The organism is Streptomyces sp. NPDC002577, assembly GCF_053594815.1.
Map to the genome: position 1 here is coordinate 19146 of NZ_JBSFWK010000067.1, position 19409 is coordinate 38554.

Sequence of the window (19409 nt, forward strand, 5' to 3'; positions counted from 1 at the left end):
GAGCATCCGGCACCTCACCAGCGGCGACGCGTGGCCCGGGTGTCGTGTCGGTAGCCGGTTGCGGCGGTCCTCGGCGCGTGTTCGCCGACCTCTAAAAGTCACGTGTATGGAAGAGGTGCTGTGCGTGCTCTTGACGCGTTCCTCTCCGGCTGCGTAGATATGACCGCGCGGTCAGTGACCGCGCGGTCATACAGTTGACCTCCTTCGATGCAGGCACACGGCCGTCGGGAGACTTCATGACACGAGTGGTGGGGCGCGGCGTGGGTTCGCCCGCACCGCGCAGCGCGGACGTGGCCCGTGTGGCCGGGGTCTCGCGCAAGACGGTGTCGCGGGTCCTCAACAACGAGCCATACGTCTCAGACGAGGCCCGCCGTCGCGTCCTCGAAGCCGCCGAGGAACTCGGTTACCGACTGAACCATGCCGCCAGGGCACTGGCCTCGGGGCGGAATCGCTCCATCGGTGTCGTCGCCCTGGGGACGGCCGGATACGGAACCGCCTCGCTCCTCGTGGGCATCGAGAAGGCCGTACGGGATGCCGGTTACGCACTGCGTGTGGTCAACACGGTGGACGGCGACCCCGAAGACATCTCCGGCGCCGTGATGTCACTCCTCGAGCAGGGCGTGGACGGCATCGTCGTCTCCGAGCCCATTGTGGAAGGAGAGGTCTCCCTCAGGGCCGACGTGCCGGTCCTCTTCCTGGGCGCACCGCCGGCCTTCGCCTCTGCCCGGACCCTGACCGCGAGCGTAGGCGCACACGCACTGGCGCGGGCGGCCACCGATCACCTGCTGGATCTGGGACATACGACGGTTCATCACCTCGCCGGCCCGCAACGGTGGTACGCCTCTATGGACCGTATCGAGGGCTGGCGGGCGGCGCTGGCCGCGCGGGGTGCGTACGAACCTCCCCTGATCGAGGGGGACTGGTCACCCGCCTCCGGCTACGCGGCAGGCCGCGAGCTGGCCGCGGACAGGTCCGTGACCGCCGTGTTCGTGGCGGGCGACGAAATGGCCATCGGCCTGATCCACGCCCTGCGGGAGGCCGGCCGGCGTGTGCCGGAGGACATCAGCGTCGTCGGCTTTGACGGCAACCCCGTCTTCGCCTACGTCACCCCGCCCCTGACCACCGTGCGTCAACCCTTCGACGCCGCGGCACGCGAAGGTATTCGGCTGCTCGTGCACGCCATCGAGAAGCCGGAAACCGAGCTGCCTTCGGCGAGCGAGCCACCGGTCGAACTCGTCGTCCGCGGCTCGACCGCGCCTCCACCGACCCGTCAAGGCCAGACGGTACCTCGCACCACCTGAGCTCTTCCCATGCAGTAATAGGGCGTAGGGCCGCCCAGGGCACCACCTCTTGCTTGATTGCCGCCTCACCGTGAGCGTGAGTCGGCCGGACGCCGGCGTGGCCGCGTCGCGCCCACTGGCGCAGCTCATCGACTCCGCTGTTCCGCCTGGATCAACCCAGGAGGCGGCGGGTACCGAAACACATCCCATCCCTTCCCCGGGAGCCGCACATGTCCCCTGCGCAGACAGGCGCCAGACCCGGCGCCACTCCACGTTCCCGTCCTGTCTCCCTCCCGACACTGATGTTCGCCCTGCTCGCGGTGGTGGCGACGCTGGTCCTGCCGGCCGCCGGCCGGGCAGACGCCCTGGCCCGCCCGTCGCAGACGATGTACACCCCGCCGTCGAACGCGCCCTCGCCCGGCTCGTTCTATCCGCGGGCGCTGCGTCTGGAGCACAACGGCTCGGCCAACGGCACGATTCTGGCGACGTTCGAGCAGTACACCTCGGGCACACCGGTCTTCCCGATCTACCGCAGCACCGACAACGGCAACTCCTGGACGAAGATCTCCGATGTCACCGACACGCAGAACGGCTGGGGCATGCGCTGGGAGCCCCAGTTGTTCGAACTACCCACCCCGATGGGCGACTTCCCGGCCGGAACCATCCTGGCCGCTGGCGACTCCGTGCCCGGCGACCGGTCGGCCAGCAAGATCGATCTGTACGCCAGCACCGACCGCGGCCAGACCTGGAGCTTCGTCACCAACATCGCCACCGGTGGTCCGGCGTTCTCCACCAATGGCTACACCCCCGTCTGGGAGCCGTTCTTCCTCATCAACGGAAACCGGCTCATCGTCTACTACTCCGACCAGCGCGACACCGCGCATGGCCAGAAGATCGTGCACCAGGTGTCCACGGACGTCCGCACCTGGGGCGCGGTCGTGGACGACGTGGCGATGCCGAACTACCCGGACCGGCCCGGTATGCCGGTGGTCACCCGGCTGCCCAACGGCAACTACGTGATGACGCACGAGTACTGCGGCGCCCCCGAGGGCGGCTGCTCCGTGTATTACCACATCTCCTCCGACCCCGAGGCGTTCGCCTCCGCCCCGGGGCAGGTGCTGCGGGCGACCGACGGCACCATCCCCAGCGGCGCACCGTACATCACCTGGCTGCCCACCGGCAGCCCGAACGGCACCCTCGTCGTGAGCGGCGACACCCAGGACGACCTGTTCGTCAACACCGAGAACGGCGCTGCCAACGCCTGGACCCGCATGCGCTCCAATGTCGCCGGCGGCTACAGCCGGGGCATGCTCCCACTGCCCGACGGCCACAGCCTGCTAGTGCTCAGCGGGGGCCGCGCACGAAGCTCCGGCGTCAACCCGGTGACGTACAGCACCATCGATCTGGGCGGCGGCATCTCGGACGGCGCCACCTACAGCGTGTCCAACGTGAACAGCGGCCTGAAGCTCACCATCACGGGCGGCTCCACCGCCAACGGCACGTACGCCACCCAGCAGAACGCCGACAACGCCACCGACCAGCAGTGGCGCTTCGTGCAGCAGTCCTCCGGCTACTTCAAGATCTTCAACGTCGCCACGGGCAAGGTCCTCGGCGTGGAGAACCAGTCCACCGCCAACGGCGCCAAGATCCTTCAGTGGGACGACAACGGCACCCTGGACCACGAATGGGCCGTCGCCCCGGATCCCGCGGGTGGCTACACGCTCACCAACCGCGTCACCGGCAAGTACCTCGAGATCCCCAACGCATCCACTGCTACCGGCACCACCGCCGGCCAGTGGAGCGGCACCGGCTGCGCCTGCCAGCGCTGGAACGTCGCCCAGGCCGCCCTGCCCCCGCTGGGCACCGGACAGTACGTCCTCGTCAACAAGAACAGCGGCAAGTACCTCGACATCCCCAAGGACTCCACCGCCACCGGTACCGCCGCCGACCAGTGGCAGAACTCGGCCTGCTTCTGCCAGCTGTTCACCTTCCAGTCCGCGGGCGGCGGAGCCTGGACGATCAAGGGCGTGAGCAGCAACCTCAACCTGGACATCGGGAGCAACTCCACCGCCGCAGGAGCCGCCGTCGTCCAGAACACGCCCTCCACCGCCGCCTCGCAGAAGTGGACCCTCACCGACGCGGGCAACGGCTACTACAAACTCAAGAACATCAACAGCGGCCTGAGCGTCGGCGTCGCCCAGTCCTCCACCAGTAACGGCGCATCCGTCATCCAGTGGAACGACCTGAACGTCGACGACCAACTCTGGAAGATCGTCCGCATCAACTGAGCGGCTGTCACCCCACTCGTCGACGGCTTCACGAAGGGCCTCCTGTCAGCTCGGGATCGCGATGCGAACCGAGTGTGCCAGGAGGCCCATTCTCCTGCCGTGGGGCACCGCTCGGCGAAGCGTCAGACGATCGGCCGTAACCGTGCTGGCCCGTGTGGGTGCTCACTGCGGGTGGCACCTCACGGCAGACCAGCCGACCAGGATCCGGTGACCGGTCCCGGTCGGCCGATCGGCCCGCCCGATCCGGTCAGCCTGCCGTGCCGGTAACTGAGGTTCCCGTCTTGGTGACGTGGTACGTCACCGTGGCGCCGCTCCAGAAGTGGAACGTCAGTGTCACCCGTGAGTCCTCCTTCAGCGAGTTGAAGAAGTCGGGGGTCAGCTTGATGGCGTCACTGGTGTAGGCGGAGAAGGCGGTGTCCCACTGCTGGTAAGGGGTCCAGCTGGCCGGGCCCGCGTTGCTTCCGTCGTCGTACCTGGCCTCCATCGTCGCCAGCATGTCACCCTGGAACCGGGTGGGGATGGCGAACGAGCTGGTGCTCCCGTCGGCGTCCGACAGCACCGGGGTGTCGTACGAGATCACGTCGATCCGCCACGGGACGCCCCGGGAGAACCTGGCCTGCAGCGTCGCCTTGACCCCGTACTCCCGGTCGCCTGCCAGTTGCTTGAGGGTGGCGGCGGTCAACGTCAGCTGGTTGCCGGAGAGCGTGTAGTCGCTGCCCTTGGCCAGCTCGCGACTGCCGTACCAGAGTCCCTGGAAGTCGGTGCCGTTCGGGTTGAGGGTGAGGCTCTGGCTGGTGATGTCGCTGGACTTGGGGAGGAACACCAGGTCGCTGGAGGCGGTTCCCGAACGGGTGGTCCAGCTCGACTTGATCTGGGCGAACAGCTCCGGGTCGCGCCATTGCAGGGTGTTGCGGTTCAGGAACTGGCCGGCGTCCCACAGCATCGTGGTGAGTTCCCGCTGGCGGGCGTAGTTGCCGAGGAACTCGAAGTACTTGAGCTGCTCACCGCGCTCGATGATGCCCGGCCGGTTGTGGTCGTAGGCGAGCAGGGCGTACTCGCCGATGATGACCGGGATGCCATGGGAGACGAAGGTGTTGTACACGCGGTCGAACGTGCCGGTGAGGTCCTGCTCCGCGGTGGCGTCGAAGCGGGTGTACCCGGCGATGTTCACGCTGAACGGCCACCATCCGTAGAAGTGGATGGTCGTCGCCACCATGGGATCGTTCAGGGCGGTCAGCTCGGAGGCCAGGGCGTCCAGCCGTGACTGGTCGGCGTTGGTGTACAGGGTGGGCAGTACGAGCAGGCGGGTGACGTTCTTGCCGCCGGACGCACGGACGATCCGGTGGAACTCGCTGTTGAGCTCCTTGAGCAGCCGGTAGTTCTCGTCGTCGTCGGAAGTGCCGCTGAACGTCGGCTCGTTGATGCTCTCGAACACCACCTTGGGCGACGCGTCCCGGAACGTCGCCGCGATCTGGGTCCAGGTCGCGTCGTACCGGGCGAGGACGGCGTCGTGGTCGGTCGGCAGCTGGTTGACCCACATCCACGAGTCGTGGTGCATGTTGAGCAGGACGTACAGGCCCTCCGCCTGCGCCCAGTCGACGACCTGCTTGACCTTCGCCATCCAGGCCGGGTCGATCGTGTAGTCGGGTGCCCCACCCTGGTGGGTGCCCCAGGTCACGGGGAGCCGGATGCTCTTGAACCCCTGCGACTTGACCTTCTTCAGGAGCGCCTGGGTCACGGGCGGGTTGCCCCAGGAGGTCTCGTCCGGGATGGCGTCGTACGTGTTGCCCATGTTCCAGCCGGGCTGCATGGCGGCGACTGTGGAGCGTGCTGCAGGGGAGCTGGACGGCGGTGGCGTGTCCGCGTGCGCGGCCACCGGCGCCAGGGGGAGCAGGGCGACCGCCAGGGCGAACGCCGCCAGACGCCGTATGGACCGCCTGGGTTCGTGTCTCCGGGCAAGGAGTCTTGCCAATCTCGTCATCACGTGGGCCTTCCACAGTGGGGGAGAGAAGGGGCTTGGAGGAGGTACTGAGCCGACGCCGGGACGGTTCTCGTGTCGATCACGAGCCGACACGGGTGTAGGAAAGTTTCGTCAAGCGCGGCGGAGAATGTAACAAGGAGTCGAGCCGTAAGCTACCGGTCTGTTCACGCCAAGTGCCAGAATGCTGCGGTACACGCAGGTGACTGTTCGGCTTGCTTTCGTTCACGGCCCGAGTCGTGGGAGAGCGGGTCGGTGAAATCGGGGAAGGCGAACCTTGGCGGACCGCGGAGTTGACGGAGTGGCAGATCGGGAGCGCCCGCGAGGCGGCGACGGGTCCCGGCCGGTCACCATCGCGTACATCGCCGAGTCGGCGGGGGTGTCGGTCCCGACCGTGTCCAAGGTGATCAACGGCAAGTCCGGGGTGTCCGCGGACACCCGCGCCCGGGTTGAGGAGCTGGTCAACAGGTACGGCTACCGCAAACCGGCCGGGGCCAGCCGCAGCAACACGGTGGAGCTCGTGTTCCGCGAGCTGGAGAGCATGTGGGCCGTGGAGATCATCCGCGGCGTGGAGCGGGTGGCCCGGCAGCACGGTGTCGGCGTCCTGGTGTCCGAGTTCGGGCTGCACGACACCACTCCGGCGACCTGGGACGACACCGTTTCCCGGCGCCCGAACTGCGTCCTGTCCGTGGCCCAGTTGTCCGAAGCCGAGCGGGAGCAGCTCACGGCAAAAGGCATCCCATTCGTCGTCTTCGACCCGACCGTCGAGCTCCCCGACGATGTCCCGTTCGTGGGTGCCACCAACTGGTCGGGAGGCCGGACCGCCACCCGGCATTTGGTCGAACTGGGGCATCGGCGCATCGCCATGATCAGCGGGCCGGAGGACGTGCTGTGCTGCTGTGCCCGGCTGGACGGCTACCGCTCCGCGATGCAGAGCGCGGGCCTTCCGGTCGATCCGGAACTCGTCGTGCACGCCGGCCTCAGCCGCGACGACGGCTGCGCCGCGGCGCGTGACCTGCTGGCCCTTCCCGAGCCCCCCACCGCGATCTTCACCGCCAACGACCTTCAGGCGCTCGGGGTCTACCAGGCCGCACGCGAGGCCGGACTGCGTATCCCGGAGGACTTGAGCGTGGTCGGCTTCGACGACCTGCCGGTGGTGGCGTGGGTGGACCCGCCCCTGACCACGGTGCACCAGCCCCTGACCGAAATGGCCGTCGCTGCGACGGAGTTGGCGCTCACGCTCGGGCGCGGCGAGAGCGCTCCTCAGGCCCGGCTGGAGATCGGGACGACCCTGACCGTCCGCGCCAGCACCGCGCCGCCGAAGAACTGACCTGCCCTCAGTTTCCCAGCCCCTCCGCCTGAAGGCCTGGTGGGGCTTGTCGGCGTTCCGCCGTTGCCTTTGGCCCGTCATCTCGCTTGAGAAAGAAGTGGGTTGTGGGGCCATTGACCCGCGCTGGGGGCGTCGCTAGCCTCCCAGAGAAACTATCGCTCTCATCTCAACGAAACTTTCCATCATTTCGGTGGGAAGTTGCCCAGCACGTCACCCATCCTGGAGGTGCCCGTGCGCTCCGGAAACCACCGCGGCCCGGTCCGCCGTCATGGCGGGAACCGGGTCGCGGTGGGCGATCCTCCGTCAGGCGGCTCGCAGCTCGAACCAGTCGAAGGCCGCACTGCCCCGCGTGGCGTACATACCGAATACGCGACCTGTGAAGCCGCCGGCGACCTCGGTGGTGAGGTAGCGGCCGTCGAGTTCGGCGAGGATCTCGAAGTCGCCGCTGTCCGTCTCGTATCCCAGCCGGAGGGTGTCGGGGCCGCCGACCCTGAGGCCGGGCGGGGGAGCGTCCTCCGGTCCTGTGCCGCGGGACGTGACCGTGGGCGGCAGGACGTCGGAGGTCGTGACGTCGATCCGCAGCTTCACGGGCCCGGAGGGCACGGCCCGTTCGGCGATGGCGTGGCGCAGCGGGCCGATCCTGGCGACCGCGCGCACGGTGCCGTCACTCACCTCGACGTCGTAGTGGTGCGCTTCGTCCATCCGTACGGCGAGTCCGCCCCGGCTGCCTTCGGCAACGTCGACCAGCGTGCGGGCGGTGCAGTCGGGGTCGCGCTGGCGCCGCCCCACGAAGAGTGCGCCGGGCGTGTCGAGGCTGTCCGCGCGGGCGTGCAGCACCAGGTGGCCCGGCCGCTCGTCGAGACGTGCGGCCTCCGGGTCCCGCCGTCGCAGCGACACCCAGGACGGGGCGAGCGCGGGGGAGTCGAAGTCGTCATGGTCCGGCTCCTGCGGCCAAGGATGCGGCGGCAGCGCGGGGGCCTTGGCACGCAGCTCCAGCGGGCCGGGCAGCGGCCACTCGTCCTCCCACCGCACCGGAACCAGGAACGTCTCCCGGCCCATGCCGTGGTACAGCGGTGTGTCACCGCGGGGCCGGGTGCCCAGCAGCACCATCCACCACGTGCCGTCGTGCGCCTGGACCAGGTCGGCGTGGCCGGTGTTCTGCACCGGGTGGTTGGTGCTGCGGTGGGACAGCACGGGGTTGGCCGGGTGCGGTTCGAACGGTCCCGGCAGGGTGCGGGCCCGGGCCAGCGACAGTGCGTGCCCGCGTTCGGTGCCGCCCTCCGACAGCAGCAGGTACCACCAGTCGCCGATCCGGTACAGGTGCGGACCCTCGGGGTACTGAAGGCCACTGCCCGACCACATCGGCACCGGCTCGCCCAGCAGCTCGCCGGACTTCGGGTCGATGCGCACCCCGCGGATCCCGTCCGACGAGAAGACGCACCAGCAGGTCCCGTCCTCTTCCCAGGAAAGGGAGGGGTCGATACCAGGTATGTCGATCGGCACCGGGTCCGACCATGGTCCCGCGGGGTCCTCGGCGGTCACCAGGACGTTGCCCGCCCCGGCGACCACGGTGGTGATCAACCAGAACCGGCCGTCGTGATACCGCAGGGTCGGCGCGTACACCCCTGTCGAGGACGGGGCCGTGTCGGGCAGCTCCAGCTGCGAGGGCCGGTCCAGCGCGTGCCCGATCAGCCGCCAGTGCACCAGGTCACGGCTGTGCCAGATCGGCACGCCCGGTACGTACTCGAAGCTGGACGTGGCCACGTAGTAGTCGTCGCCGGCCCGGCAGATGCTCGGGTCCGGGCTGAAGCCGGGGATCACGGGATTGTCGAAGAACGCCATGTCCGTCCTGAGGAGTGTGGTCGGGGGAAATGCGCCGCGGGGAACCTTCCGCGCGGGGTCAGTGGGTCCGGGGGGCGGCTGTCAGGCCGTGAAGCCGAAGGCGGCCAGCCGGAGTTCGCCGGTGAGCACCAGGTACAGGTCGTGGACGCCCGGGAGGTGGGCCGCCAGGTCGGCCGAGGCCGTGGTCCAGCTGTACCGGTCGCCGGTGCTCGGGACGGGCAGGGCGGCCAGCCGGGAGCCGCCGGCGCCGATCGCGCCCGCCCACACTTCGAGCCGGCCCTCGCCCGGCGCGGTCCGCGACACCTCGGCGGTGACGCCGTGGGCGCCGGTCAGATCGACCCGGCGGTAGACCAGGGTGCCGGGCACCTCCGGGCCCGCCGGCGTCACCGCGTCGCCGTCCGTGCGGGTGGCGTCCACCAGGACGATGCCGGTGTAGTCGTCGAAGCCGGCGGGGGGCAGCAGGCGCCCAACGGCCGTACGTGGCGCCTGCTCGGGGCCGGTGACCGTGAGCGGCGCGCTCAGCACCAGGTCTCCGGCCGAGCGGGCGACCAGCACCTCGTACTCACCGGGATCGACGGTGAAGGCCTCCTCGGCGACCGACCAGTGGGCCAGTGCTTCGGACACGTCCAGGGCGAACTCCACCTCCCGCGAGGCGCCCGGACCCAGGCCGATCTTGCGGAAGTCGGCCAGCTTCAACAGCGGCGCCTCATAACGGGCGCCGAGCGCGCGGACGTACAGCTGGACGGTCTCCTTGCCGGAGCGGCTGCCGGTGTTGGTCACCGTGACGGAGACCGTGACGTTGCCGTCCGGGGTGGTGCGGCGCGTGCTCAGCCGCAGTTCGGTGTGGTCGAAGGTGGTGTAGGACAGGCCGTGCCCGAAGGGGTACAGCGGCCGTTCACGGTGGTACTGGTAGGTCCAGCCGGCCTTGATGATGTCGTAGTCGAGCCGGCCGGGCAGCTCGTCGCCGGCCCGGTACCAGGTCTGCGCAAGCCGGCCGGCCGGTTCGGCGTCGCCCAGGAGCACCGAGGCCAGCGCGTGGCCGGTCTCCTGGCCGCCGTGCGCGGTCCACACCACGGCTGCGGCGTTCTCGTCGGCCCAGTCGACCGCGTACGGGTAGCTGCTCATGACGACGAGCACCGTCTCGGGGCGGGCCGCGACCACCGCGCGCAGCAGCCGCTCCTGCGCCGGGGGCAGGGCGAGACCGGCCCGGTCCTGGGTCTCCCGGCCGTTGATGTGCGGGGCGTTGCCGAGGACCACCACCACCGCCTCGGCGTCGCCGGCTGCCGCCACGGCCTCGACGGCCCCGTCCCGGACGACGGTACGGGTGAACCGCTCCGCCGACGCCGGGTCCTCGGCGGTGACGGTCACCGCGCCGGTCGCCGGGTCCACTGCGGCGTAGCGGCCGGTCAGGGCGGAACGCAGCAGCTCGGTGCCGTCGCCGGCCGGCTCCAGACGGAAGGCCTCGCGGACGAACCACTCGGCGGGCTGGATCCGGTCGGCGGTCAGCGACTGGTCCTCCTCGTTGAGGTGGATGTAGCGGCCGGTGCGGGCGCTGCGCAGGGTAAGCACCCCGAGGTCCCAGTCGAACAGGTCGAAGCCAGCCGCCTCGTCGGCTGCCGTGGCCGGGGTCACCGACAGCAGTCCGGTGCCGTCCGCGGCCGTGAGCAGGCCGCCGGTCGAGGCGGCGCGCAGCACGACGCGGTCCACGCCCTCCACGGTGGTGACCGCGCCGCCCCGCCCGGCGACGGCGTCGGTGAGCCCGTCCGAAGCGGTGACACGGTAGGGCATGGTGCCGCTGTACAGGTCCTCGAAGAGGGAGTCGGCGAGCGGCCCGACCACCGCGATCCGTCCGCTGCCGGTCAGCGGCAGCAGCCCCGTGTCATTCCTGAGCAGCACCACCGCCTCGGTCGCCGCCCGCCGGGCGAGCGCCCGGTGCGCGGGGGAGTCGACCACGTCCCAGCTCGTACCGGCGTACGGATCCCGCGTCGGGTCGAACTCGCCGAGGCGGAAGCGGAGCGCCAGCTGGCGGCGTACCGCACGGTCGATGTCGGCGTCGGTGAGCAGGCCGCGGTCCCGGGCCTCGGTGATCCGGCCGATGGGGGTGGCACTGTCCTCGAAGTGGTCGGTGAAGCTGTCGATGCCCGCCTTGAGAGCGGCGGCGTGCGAGGTGGCGTGGTCGTCGAAGTAGTGCTCGGGGTCGACCAGGTTGGAGGGCGCATCGGCGTCGCTGACCACGAACAGCTCGCGGCCGGTGGGCGCGGCCCAGCGGCGCAGCTCGCGCTCCAGCAGCGGACTGACGTGGCAGGGACGGCCGTTGACCAGGTTGTAGGCGGCCATCACGCCGGTCGCGGCGCCGCTTGCGACGGGACGCCGGAAAGCCGCCAGGTCGTATTCGTGCAGCACCCGTGGCCGTACGGACGACGACGTGAGGGAGCGGTCGTCCTCGTTGTTGTAAGCGAGGAAGTGCTTCAGGACCGGCGCGGTGCGCAGGAACTCCGGGTCGTCACCGGCCATACCGCGGCAGAAGGCCTCAGCCAGGCGGCCGGTCAGCAGCGGGTCCTCGGCATACCCCTCCTCGTTGCGGCCCCAGCGGGGGTCGCGCAGCAGGTTCACCACCGGCGCCCACGCCTGCAGGCTGATGGGTCCGTCGCCTGTCTCCGGTCGGCGGTGGTGGTGGAAGGCCCGCAGCTCGACCGAGGTGGCTGTGGCGACCTGGTGCACCAACTCCTCGTCCCAGGTGGCGCCGAGGCCCACCGGCTGCGGGAAGACAGTGGCCTCGCCCAGCCAGGCCACGCCGTGCAAAGCCTCGGTGCCTGTGCGGAACGCGGCAACGCCCAGCCGGGGGACGGCCGGAGCGTACTGGTGCAGCATCGCGATCCGCTCGTCGAGGGTCAGCCGCGACAGCACGTCCTCCACCCGCTCGGCGAGCGGGCGGCCGGGATCACGGAACGGCAGCCGGTCCGCGGGCGGCCCGGAGGGCAGGTCGGCAGGCACGGAAGCGGTACTCACAGTGGGCAACCCCTTGGGCGTGAGGCAGTGCGGAGGCTGACCGCACCTCTGAGATCGTTGAAGCGCTTCGAAACTCGCACGCGGGTTCGTTGCGTGTCAACAGCCCTTCAAGTGGGCGCACATAGGCCGACTTAAGATCACAAAAACCTGCGCCCGACCTCTTGTGGGGAACGTTACCCGTCGCTATGGTCGCCGCGAATATCGAAGCGCTTCGACTGGATGAAAAGAGGCGACTCACTCATGAGCCGTGAACTGAACCGCAGATCCTTCGTCAGCGGCGCGATGACCGTCGCAGGGGCGGCGGCGTTGTCACCCTTGCTGACCGCGTGCGGCGACGGCGGGAGCAAGAGTCGCGGAGGCACCAACTCCAAGAAGGGCGTGGCCGCCGCGGTCCCGGACCACATCCCCAGCACCGCGGTGCGTCCCGACATCCCCTCCGTCGCCGGCTCGGCCGGTGCCGTCGCCGACCCGGGCTTCCTGAAGTACCCCACGCAGCAGGTCGAGACGGTCAGCGAGGTGCCTGGCTCCGGTGGCCGCTACACGACGCTCACCCCGCTGTGGGGCGCCATACCGCCCGCCGGTAACCCGTACTACCGGGCGATGAACAAGGCCCTGGGTGCGACGCTGACGATGAAGCCGGCCAACGGCAACACGTACAACACCACCATCACCACGCTCACCGCCGCAGAGAAGCTTCCCGACTGGGTGCAGCTGCCGGGCTGGTGGAACCCCCTGTTCAACCTGGGGAAGCTGGCCGGCGCCCAGCTCGCCGACCTCACGCCGTACCTGGCCGGCGACAAGATCAAGAAGTACCCGAACCTTGCCGCCCTGCCCACCGGGGCATGGCAGGGCGGGGTCTGGCAGGACAGGCTGTACGGCATACCTGCCTTCTCCGGCGGCTTCAACCTGCCGGGTCAGTTCTTCTACCGCGGCGACATCTTCGAGGCCAAGGGCATCGACGCCGACGAGATCACGTCCATCGACCGGTTCTGGGACCTCGGCAAGGAACTCACCAGCGCCAAGGCCGGCGTGTGGGCCTTCGACGACGTGTACGGCTACCTCTTCCAGATATTCGACTACGCGGCGAAGTTCGCCGTGGTCGACGGAAAGCTGGTGCACAAGTACGAGCAGCCGGAGTTCATCGAGGCCCTCGACTGGGCCCACAAGCTCGCCAAGTCCGGCTACCTGCACCCCGACGTGCTGGCCGGCAACAGCAACGACGCCACGACCCGCTTCTACGCGGGCAAGGCGCTGATCGGTGCGGGCGGGCAGGGCATCTGGAACGAGACCGACGCCCAGGCGGGCACCGCCGCCAACAAGAACTACCGGCGCGCCTCGTTCAAGCCCTTCTCGGCGGACGGCAAGTCCGCGCCGCGGCTCTTCCTCACCCCGTCGGCAGGGTTCTTCAGCTACCTCAACGCCAAGCTGAAGCCCGCCCAGATCGAGGAGTGCCTGCGCATCGCCAACTACCTTGCGGCGCCCTTCGGCTCGAAGGAGCACCTCATGGTCAACTTCGGTGTCGAGGACGTCGACTGGAAGAAGGGCGACCACGGCCCGAGCCCCACCAAGGAGGGCCTGCGGGATGTCCAGGCGCAGACGTTCCCCTTCCTCGTCAGCCCCCTTCAGGTGCTCTACAACCCCGACTTTCCGCAGGTCACCAAGGACCGCTGCGCGTGGAACGCCGAGGCCGTCAAGTACGTGTACAAGCCGGTGTTCTTCAACATGAACATCACCGTGCCCAAGCGTTTCGCCGCCGCCGACGCCGCCCAGGCGGTGGAGGACACCATCAAGGACGTCGCCCATGGTGTCAAGCCGGTCTCCGCCTTCCAGGACGCGGTCAGCACCTGGAAGCGCGGTGGCGGCGACCGGCTGGTCGCCTGGTACCAGTCCGAGGTCCTGGACAAGCTCGGCACCGGCCAGTAGGCGCGGCCGAACCGCCGCTGGTGCCGTACCGGCACCAGCGCCCCATCCCCGTACAAGGAGAAACCATGGCCTCGACGCTCGCGCCGGGCAGCAGGGGACAGCAGGACGACGGCACGACCGGGCACCGCGGACGCGCCGGCCGGCGACCGCCTCCAAGGCAGCCCGCCGACAACAAGCTGACCTGGTGGATGCGGCTGCGCCGCGACAAGACGCTGATCCTGATGACCCTGCCGGCCATCGGCCTGCTCATCGTCTTCAACTACCTGCCGATGATGGGCACCGTCACCGCGTTCCAGTTCTACGATCCGCTGGACGGTGTCCTGCACAGCGAATGGGTCGGCCTGGACAACTTCCAACAGCTCTTCGGCGACCGGTTGTTCTGGCAGGCGCTCAACAACACCCTCTACGTCAGCGCCGTCCAGCTGGTGCTGTTCTTCCCCGTCCCGATCCTGCTGGCGCTGCTGCTCAACTCGGTACTGAGCCAGCGGATCCGGTCGGCCATCCAGGCCATCACCTTCCTGCCGCACTTCTACTCCTGGGTCCTGGTCGTCACGCTCTTCCAGCAGATGATCGGCGGCGCCGGACTGCTCAACCAGTTCCTGCGCCAGCACCACATGGACACCTGGAACGTGATGACCGATCCGCACACCTTCGCGTTCCTGGTCACTTCCCAGGTGGTCTGGAAGGACGCCGGCTGGGGCATCATCGTCTTCCTCGCCGCGCTCGCCGCCATCGACCAGAACCTGTACGAGGCCGCGGCCGTCGACGGAGCCGGCCGGTGGCGGCGGCTGTGGCACATCACCCTGCCCGGCATGCGCGGCATCATCGTCCTGATGCTCGTCCTGCGCCTGGGCAACGCACTGACCGTCGGCTTCGAGCAACTCCTCATCCAGCGCCAGGCCGTCGGCCACGACGCCGCCGACGTACTCGACACCTTCGCCTTCTACTACGGCATCGGCACCCAGAATTACGGCTACGGAGCGGCAGCGGGCATTTTCAAGAGCGTCATCTCGCTGCTGCTGCTCTGGGGCGCCAACACACTGGCCCACCGCTTCGGCGAGGACGGACTGTACCGGAAATGACCGCACTCACCACGTCCGGGCCGACGCACCCCGTCGCCCGGCGCCGCAACCCCAACCGCCCGATCTGGGAAGAGCCTCCGACCGCCGCGGGCCAGACCACCAAAGGCCTGACGTTGTCCATCGTGGGGCTGCTGATCCTCGGCCCGCTCTACTGCGTGGTGCTTACCAGCATCTCCACCCCGGCCGCCATCAACAGGGCCGGCGGACTGGTCCTCGTACCGGACGGCATCACCTTCGAGGCGTACCGGACCATGCTCTCGGGCGGCCCCGTACGGCAGTCGCTGCTGGTCACCCTCGGCGTCACGCTCGCAGGCACCGCCATCTCCATGGTCGTCTCCGTCCTGTGCGCCTACGGCCTCTCCCGCGCCCGCTCCTTCGGCCACCGCTTCCTGCTGCTGATCCTGGTCGTCACCATGTTCGTCAGCGGCGGCCTGATCCCCACCTTCCTGGTGGTCAGTGAACTCGGCGGCTACGGCAGGTACTGGGCGCTGATCCTGCCCAGCGCCGTCAGTGTCTTCAACATCCTGGTGCTGCGCTCCTTCTACTCCACCACCGCCGCCGAACTCATCGACGCCGCCCGCATGGACGGCGCCGGCGAATGGCGCATCCTGTGGTCCGTGGTGCTCCCCACCTCCAGAGCCGTGAACGCCGTCATCACCCTCTTCTACGCGGTCGGCTACTGGAACACCTTCTTCGGCGTGATGCTCTACATGCCGGCCGAGAGTGAGAAGTGGCCTCTGCAGTACGTGCTCTACCAGTACGTCAACCTCGGGATGAACATGCCCGGCCAGGTCAACTCCGGCTACGGCGTGGACGGCCACGCCCAGACGGCCCCGCTGTCCCTGCAGATGGCGGTCGTGGTGCTCACTCTGTTGCCCATCACGTTGGTCTTCCCGTTCTTGCAGAAGCACTTCGCCAAGGGCATGCTCACCGGGGCCATCAAGGGATGAGAGGGCGCGTTCAGCGGGCGCGGATGGCAGGCGCCACTACGCTCGCCACTGGTGTGCGGGTGTGGGGCGTGACGGACTACCCCCCCGTACCTGGCCACGAGATCGCGGGTGTGGTCACCACGGTCGCCCAGGAGGTGACTAAGCACGCGGTGGTGAGGGACAAGGTCGGCGTCGGCTAGGCCGATGGTGTCGAGATGGCAGAAGTCCGTGGCCAGCAGGCCGCTGGCATGGGCTCTGAGGAAGGTACCCCATTCGTGCCGGGCGTGGCGGGAGCGGGATGCGGGGCCGAGTCCGGCGGCGCGGAGCACACTGCGTACGGTGGCCGCGTTGACCGTGTGTCCAAGGCAGCACAGTTCGCCGTGTACACGGCGGAATCCCCAGCGGGAGTTCGCCGCGCCGAGCCGGGTGATCAGGTCGCGGACGTCTTCCAGCAGGGGCGGGCGCCCCGGGAACGGCGTGTGCGTCCACTTCTTGGCGAACAGGCGCCGGTGCCAGGTCGGCAGGCTGCGCGGGGAGACGATCCGGTGCCCGCGCAAGGCGCGAGGCAGCAGACGGGCGAGGGCAGCCAGCAGGGCCCGGTCCGGCCAGCTCGGTCGAGGTCCGGGCGACCTGGCGGTGCAGCACCGCGAGCTCGCGGCGCAAGATCAGTATTTCGACCTCTTTGGCTGCGGTGAGCGGGACAAGAGGACCAGCGAAGATGCGCGTAGCCACCAGGTAGAGCATCCGTAGCAGCACGAAAACCGATCCTGTCGCGCAGCACGGTGCGCGCGTCATAGGTCAGACCCGGTAAAGCCATTCTGGAACGCTGCGATCGACGCCGCCGTGGTGCTCCGGACGGGCTCGGGGCGGTGGACGCCGCGAGGGCGGTAGCCGAGGGCATCGGCGTGGCCCAGGAGGTCGGCGAGGTACCAGATCATGGCGAGCCACATCTCGGTGCCCTGGAGCCCCGGCTCCGGACCGGGGCCCGTCGGCCCCCAACCGGAGCCGAAGCCGCGGCCGTTGTGCCAGCGGGGCAGGACCGCGGCCAGTTGGCGTTCGGCGCGGCATCGCCGGAGTGCCGTTCGGACACGCCGCCTCGCGCTGTCCGTACCATCCTGATCGGGATCCTCTGATGGCTCTCCGGCCGCAGCGACAGAGCGACCACCCCCACCGCCGACACCGCCCCGCTCCCAGCAGAGAAGCACCCACCGGACCAGGTATCAGCACCCCGCCAAGGTCACCAACAGAATCACGGCATTGCTTTTAACCTCTGGTCACAAGGCAGATGGTGGCCGCAAACATTTGGTCGGGGACGGGAAACCATAAAGTCGCGCAGGGCCGTTCGCTACCGGTACCAGTCGTCTCCGCCTTCGGCGAGAGAGCGGCCGAGGTAGTCCCGGAGATCCCGGGCAACCCACCGACGGCTGTCGTCCTCGTGATCCCACACGAAGATGTCGGCTCGGGGAGGTGTCCGAATGAAAGCGAACTGGTCGCCGCCTCCGTTGTCGCCGAAGAAGAGCAACGGTTGGAACGTCATGTACAGGGTGGCAAAGGTGCGGTCTGACCAGAAGTGGAGAGTGTCCTCGACGATCCGCTCCAAAGGCCAGACCGTGTCCACCCCGTAGTCCCCCACGATGCCGTCGGTGTCCTGAAGCAGGCTCATCAGCTCTGACGGAAGGCTGCAGCCCAGCCGTTGCTCCGCATCAGCCAGATTGACCGAGGCGACTGGCTCAATGAACTCAGCCTCGGCAAATGCCTGGGCTGCGATTTCTCTCCACATGCGCGCACCCTAACTTGACCTTTCACTTGTGCGGCGTGGTCCTGGGGTCGTTGATCTCTTCTTTCGCGCGAGGAGACACTGGCATCAAGTGGCGGCACATCGTCAACCGAGCGCCCGCGGCGTCCGGGAAAAGGGCAGCAAACAGGCACGCCCCAGTCGAGAACGGGCAGCGGCCTCCCGCGTCCCGGAGACCTCACCGCGCAATTCAGGGGATCCGTACTCCGGGAAACGGGCACATTCGGGCATCAATTGTCCTACGGCGAACCTGGCCAGTAGGGGTAATCGCCTTGTAGAAATTTCTACCGCGGCCCGAACGGGGAGGGCTTCGGGAATCATCGGCGCGGACAACGCGCGGAGCCGCAAAACAGAGGTGTCACCGTGGACGCCGAGGAGCGAAGGCGCGGAATCCTGGAAAGGGTCCGGTGGAAAGGCCCTGTAAGTCATGAGCATTATGATTCCACCGGAATTGGGCCCTATTGCTAAGATCACCGTCGGGCAGGACTTTCCGGCGGGGAACGAGGACAGGCTCGTTCAGCTGGGTGCGGTGTGGAATACGACGGCGCAGGAGATCAACCAGCTCATTGGTGAGCTCAATCCGGCGACCGCCGCGACGTTCGAGAGTCTGGCCGGGGCTCCGGCGGATCAGTTCGGGCAGTTCGTCAACCAGCTGAGTCAGACCCTGCCCGCGATGGCGACGTCGGCTGCGCAGCTCGGTGAGATGGCCGAGAATATCGCGCTGGAGATCGAGTACGCGAAGTACATGATTATCCTGCAGTTGGCGTGGATGGCTGCGGAGATCGCGTATCTGTCGGCCACGTTGTTCGGTGCGGCGGGGATTCCGGCCGTGGTTGCGGCGGGTCGGTTCGCGATTCAGATCATCCTGCGGGAGCTGTTCGTCGCGGTTGTGTCGTCGATCGTGATGCAGGTCGGGATGGATGTCGCGGTGCAGGTCATCCAGTTCCTGAAGGGCGACCGCACGCACTGGGACCTGAGCCTCACCAAGGGCGCGGCGGAGATGGGTGCGCTGGGCGGGGCCCTCGGTGGTGGGCTGGGGCAGATCATGCGCCACCTGGCCCCGGGGTTCTCCAAGTCCTTCCTCGGCAATGTCAGTCACGGTGCTCTGACCGGTCTGACCACGACCGGGGCGAGCAATCTCATCTTCGGTACCGACCAGGACCTCGGCTTGGGTACCGCCGCCGGTGGGCTGGGCGGGGCGATCTCTCATGGCCACACGCTGCGGGGTGGGGGATCGCCGGAGCACGTCGAGGTGCCGAAGCTCGACGCGCCGTTCTCGCCCGAGATGCTGCAGCACGCGATTCCGGGCGAGGGCCGGCCGGGCACCCTCGAGCGCCCGGGGCAGGTGCCTCAGGAGCACACCGGGCAGGTGCCCCAGGAACACACCGGGGAGGTGCCCGAAGAGCACTCGGGACAGGTGTCCGAAGAGCACCCGACCGGGCAGCGTCCCGGCGAGGAAGAACTCGACCTGCCGAACGCTCCGAAGCCGTTCGACCCGGCGGAGTTGCCGGACCCGTCGCCCAGCGCGCTGGTCACGGACCTTCCGTCCGCTCCGAGCGGGACGCTGCCTCCGCTGCCACAGCAGGTGCGGAACCGCGTCAACGAGCTCAGCAAGATCGCGCGTTCGGCCGGGCTGCCGGAGACGGAGTGGCGGCCTAAGGCCGACTCGGTGCGCGAGGCGTCCGGTTCGGGCGACTGGGCCGAGGCGGCACGGCGTCTGCACGATTTCCGGACGACTGTCGAACACCAGGTTCTCGACCAGCGGCTGGCGGACTTCCGCGCCCATGTGGAGAACGGATTCTCCCGGCTGGGCGATCTGGGCGTGAACGAGGACGCCTGGCGTTCCCGGGTGGACGCCGTGGAGCGGGCGCAGCGGACGGGCAGCCCGGTTCTGGTGGACAGCCAGTTGAAGGAGTACACCGACTTCGTCGAGCGTCACCTCCCGGTCGAGGT

At 68.7% G+C, this 19409-nt stretch carries 11 protein-coding genes and 1 pseudogene; 7 read left to right on the top strand and 5 right to left on the bottom strand.

From position 1 onward, the window contains the following. Positions 1-236: 236 nt before the first annotated feature. Both ACWD4J_RS41345 and ACWD4J_RS41350 read left to right on the top strand, forming a co-directional pair. Positions 237-1301 carry a LacI family DNA-binding transcriptional regulator gene (locus tag ACWD4J_RS41345; RefSeq protein WP_451400709.1) on the top strand — a complete coding sequence of 355 codons (1065 nt, stop codon included), beginning with the start codon at positions 237-239 and terminating at the stop codon, positions 1299-1301. A gap of 209 nt (positions 1302-1510) precedes the next feature. Further along, on the top strand, positions 1511-3568 hold the full coding sequence (locus ACWD4J_RS41350) for an RICIN domain-containing protein (RefSeq protein ID WP_451400710.1): 2058 nt from the start codon (positions 1511-1513) through the stop codon (positions 3566-3568). A 247-nt stretch (positions 3569-3815) separates the two neighbouring features. Here the strand turns inward: ACWD4J_RS41350 and ACWD4J_RS41355 are convergent, their stop codons facing one another. Beyond that, the gene (locus ACWD4J_RS41355) at positions 3816-5549 is read right to left on the bottom strand and encodes a cellulase family glycosylhydrolase (RefSeq protein WP_451400711.1); all 1734 of its coding nucleotides are present in this window, start codon (positions 5547-5549) and stop codon (positions 3816-3818) included. Positions 5550-5847: 298 nt separating this feature from the next. Here ACWD4J_RS41355 and ACWD4J_RS41360 point away from each other — a divergent pair, with 298 nt between their 5' ends. Further along, positions 5848-6876, top strand: coding sequence for a LacI family DNA-binding transcriptional regulator (locus tag ACWD4J_RS41360; protein WP_451400712.1), 1029 nt, complete (start codon positions 5848-5850; stop codon positions 6874-6876). Between the two features lie 303 nt (positions 6877-7179). On the opposite strand, the gene ACWD4J_RS41365 is transcribed toward ACWD4J_RS41360, so the two are convergent. Beyond that, positions 7180-8718 carry a glycoside hydrolase family 43 protein gene (locus tag ACWD4J_RS41365; protein ID WP_451400713.1) on the bottom strand — a complete coding sequence of 513 codons (1539 nt, stop codon included), beginning with the start codon at positions 8716-8718 and terminating at the stop codon, positions 7180-7182. An 81-nt stretch (positions 8719-8799) separates the two neighbouring features. Beyond that, positions 8800-11727: a glycoside hydrolase family 3 C-terminal domain-containing protein gene (locus ACWD4J_RS41370; RefSeq protein WP_451400714.1), complete on the bottom strand. Its 2928-nt coding sequence runs from the start codon at positions 11725-11727 to the stop codon at positions 8800-8802. A gap of 240 nt (positions 11728-11967) precedes the next feature. Here ACWD4J_RS41370 and ACWD4J_RS41375 point away from each other — a divergent pair, with 240 nt between their 5' ends. The 3 genes from ACWD4J_RS41375 (at position 11968) to ACWD4J_RS41385 (ending at position 15682) form a co-directional block, all read left to right on the top strand. Beyond that, a complete protein-coding gene (locus tag ACWD4J_RS41375; protein ID WP_451400715.1) occupies positions 11968-13650 on the top strand; it encodes an extracellular solute-binding protein in 1683 nt (560 codons plus the stop codon). A gap of 65 nt (positions 13651-13715) precedes the next feature. Further along, positions 13716-14732, top strand: a complete 1017-nt coding sequence (locus ACWD4J_RS41380) for an ABC transporter permease (RefSeq protein WP_451400716.1) — start codon at positions 13716-13718, stop codon at positions 14730-14732. Then, positions 14729-15682 (top strand): carbohydrate ABC transporter permease, encoded by a 954-nt coding sequence (locus tag ACWD4J_RS41385; RefSeq protein WP_451400717.1) that lies wholly within the window; start codon positions 14729-14731, stop codon positions 15680-15682. Before ACWD4J_RS41380 ends, ACWD4J_RS41385 begins: the two co-directional genes overlap by 4 nt. A gap of 770 nt (positions 15683-16452) precedes the next feature. On the opposite strand, the pseudogene ACWD4J_RS41390 reads toward ACWD4J_RS41385, so the two are convergent. Together ACWD4J_RS41390 and ACWD4J_RS41395 are read right to left on the bottom strand one after the other, a co-directional pair. Further along, positions 16453-16731: pseudogene (locus tag ACWD4J_RS41390) on the bottom strand (hypothetical protein); the annotation flags it as partial. A gap of 275 nt (positions 16732-17006) precedes the next feature. Continuing rightward, positions 17007-17441, bottom strand: a complete 435-nt coding sequence (locus ACWD4J_RS41395; RefSeq protein ID WP_451400718.1) for an SMI1/KNR4 family protein — start codon at positions 17439-17441, stop codon at positions 17007-17009. A 466-nt stretch (positions 17442-17907) separates the two neighbouring features. On the opposite strand from ACWD4J_RS41395, the gene ACWD4J_RS41400 reads away from it, so the two are divergent. Then, positions 17908-19409: WXG100-like domain-containing protein (locus ACWD4J_RS41400; protein ID WP_451400719.1), on the top strand; the 1502-nt coding region annotated here is incomplete at its 3' end.